The organism is Winslowiella iniecta (assembly GCF_001267535.1).
Classification (GTDB): domain Bacteria; phylum Pseudomonadota; class Gammaproteobacteria; order Enterobacterales; family Enterobacteriaceae; genus Erwinia; species Erwinia iniecta.
Map to the genome: position 1 here is coordinate 168301 of NZ_JRXE01000006.1, position 3161 is coordinate 171461.

The 3161-nt window shown below is 55.9% G+C and carries 1 protein-coding gene; it reads right to left on the reverse strand.

The features are described from left to right. Positions 1-3161 (reverse strand): AvrE-family type 3 secretion system effector (locus NG42_RS22880; RefSeq protein ID WP_052898348.1); only part of this gene is annotated, 3161 nt, incomplete at both ends.

Sequence of the window (3161 nt, forward strand, 5' to 3'; positions counted from 1 at the left end):
GAGGTAAGAGTCCGGTGCAAACGCTCACTCATCTGCTGTGGGTTACTGGCTTTCAGCACCGTGCGGGTGGTCATACTTACCCCATGATGCGGTTTGCTGAACGCTTTAGTCATCGATTTAATGGCGTCGTAACAGGCTTCCAGCTGTTTGTTGCTGACAAAGCCCTGACTGGTGGCCTTGCGGACCGGGTCCTCGCCGTAAGTGTCGTCGCGCAACAGGCGAAATCGCTGCTGTAGATCCGGTGAATGCGTCGCGACGGCGTGGGGATCGTCAGCCAGCCGCTCCATTTCATCCACCATGTCGTGCAGCTTGCTCATCGTCAGGCCATCAAGAATCAGCCGCGACTTAGACAGACTCATATCATCAAACGGATCGCGTTGACGATTCATCGGCGGTTGTGGTTTCTGATGCCGCACCACCACCCCTTGCTGCTGTAAGCTGTCCATCAGACTGTGACTGTCATTTTCGGCGCGCATCGGGTAGCGCTGATAGAGTGCAGAAAGATCGGCAACCAGATTGCGGTCATCACTGTTGATATTCATTGCCTGACTCAGGGCGGTGAAACGTGACGGTGAGAAATCTTCGGTAGCGGTGCGGTCAGCTTTCAGCGCGCCGCTGTGCTGACCAAGCAAACTGGCATGATGGCGTGCGCTGTCAGTGACGCCATCGCTGAACTGTTGCAGGTTGTCGATCAACGTTTGATCAAAATGCTTTTCTTTCAGTGCCTCAAGGCGATCCATCAGATTGCCGCGCGGTTGCGCGGGAGGGTGCTGCGCGATCAGCGTTTTCATTTGATGATGCAGGCTGGCCTGATGTTCATACAGCGGGCGCAGACCCTCGCGACCTTGCCAGCTGTGCTGCATCATATAGCCGGCGTTTTTAACCGGTCGCGGGGTGCTTAGCGTGGGATTAATGACGTGAGCGCGCAGTCGATCGCGCAGCCGGCTGTTAATATGGTTGCCATCGCGCCCGGTCATGCCGAGCAGATTGACCTCGCGTTTCATGGTCATGCCCATAACGCGGGTACTTTTGGTGGCGGTATCCAGCCGTTCCCAGGCTTTTTCTACCCGGCGGCGGTGTGATTTGGCTTCCAGCTTTTTCTCCGGATCATAATCCGGCTGCACCAGCCAGCGGTTGGTATCGGCAATCTGCTGCGCATTCTGATTATTCACGGCTGGGGCGGTGACGGGTTCGCCCGATGGGCGCGGCTCAGTATTACCCTGTTTAACATTGGCATTCAGGCGTGTGCCAGCCAGCTGCAAGATGGCGCTGCGCCCATCGCGGTCGGCGACCATCAGTGACCCATCCGACACATTATGCAGGCTGTCCAGCACCGTCAGCCCGTCAGGCAGCGCCACCGGTTGCCAGGCCGGGGTCGCACTTTCTGTCTGCCACTCTTCTTTCGGCAGGGTATACAGCTTGCCCTGTTTATCCAGCGCGTACAGCGACTGCTGTTGATCCATGGCGATATCGGTCAGGGTATTGCCATGACCGTTTGCCGGCAGGCTGAGGGCGGTGCCTGCCAGCGTGTCGGGCAGATAGTTTTCGATGCCGTCTTTGCTCAGCGTTTTTACTAATTTATCCGGCTGACGGCTGCCCGCCTGATTACGGTGAAATTGCAGCTCGCCTTTTTCCGTCAGGGCGACAAAACGTTCGGCATCCAGCGGCGCAATGGCGCTGGCTTTGTTGTGACTGTTGATGCCTGGCAGCGGCGGTTCCGTCGCAAGGTTATTCTTCATCTGGCGCATAATAAACGGATTGCTGACGCCACCGATGCTGTCACTTTTTATGCTGTTTTTGACGCGTGCCGGGATGCCGTCTTTCAGAATATACGCCTGACCATCCTGGCCGCGCTTAATGCTGTCGGCACTTTCTGAGCTGGCTTCCCAGCGCTGGGAGTTTTTATTAAAGGCATGTACTTTGCCATCGTGCAGCATCATCTGGCCGAGCCGTCCAAGATCGACGATATCCTGCGGCAGCGGGCGCGGCTGCAACAGACCTTCATGATGATCCATTACCAGGCTGGCGCTCAGGTTCCATTGTGGCAGGAAGACGCCATTAGCGTTCTGAGCGCAGGCATGTTTCTGATTATTTTCGTCTTTTACCAGCGCCAGCAGGCTGCCGTCATCATTATTAAGAAAACCTTCGAGGGTAAATTTCTCCCCGAAATGGCTGGCGAGCTGTGCGGTTATTTCGCTGTCTTCTTGCAGCAACGCCTCTGTGTCACCCGCCGCAGGTGCCGCGGCGCGGTATAGTTTTCCATTGCTGCCAATCGCCAGCAGCTGGTCATCGTGCATCGCGATGCCGGTGGCATGAAACGTTTCGCTGTTTTCTCCGGCAGGTGTTTTCAGCGTAATGCTTTGCTGCGCCTCTTTTTTGGCGCCCAGCTCAGTCAGAAATTTTACCGATTGTTGGGTGGTTTTCTCATCACTGAGCAGCAGCAGCGCTTCGCCGCGTGGGTTGGTGCAGTAACCGGTAATCTTCTCTTTAAACTTTTCCGACTTTTCGCCACTGGAAAGGTTGTGCAGCGTTTTTTTATCGTGCACCGCGAACATCATACCGCCAGGCTGTTTGGTCAGTTTGCTAAAGCTTTTCTCTTCATCTTTATCCACCTGATCCCAGTGCATTTTACTTTCATCAAGGCGATAGAGACGGCCACCATGCTCACGAATATGCTCTTCAGTCTGTGTGCTGCCCTGCTTACGCTGATGACTGAAAATGCCGGTCAGCTGCGCATGGATGGCATCACCTGGCATCGTCATATTGTGCTGAGCAGCAGTTTGGGGCTCGGTCAGCCGGGCAAGGGCGGATGCGCCATCCTGCTGCCCATCGGACAGCGGAACGCTTTGCGTCAGGCCGATAAAGGCGGTTTTTGACCCCTGCAAACTGAACACCCGGCCATTATGATCCATCAGCAGATGCTGGCTGTTATCCGGGCTGGCGTGGTGCGCATGCCAGCGGTGACGTGGGCTGGCGACGGTTTCATTCAGGATATTACGCAGGTTATCAGAGACGGAATCGGTCACTGAGAGTTTGCCGCTGGCATCCAGCGCCATACTGGCGACCTGCGGGCGTAGCTGGTTTTTACGTTCGGCGCTGTCCTGCTCTGCGGCCTGTAACGCCAGTTGCTGCATCGGGTTCAGTTTACTCAGCTCCAGCTC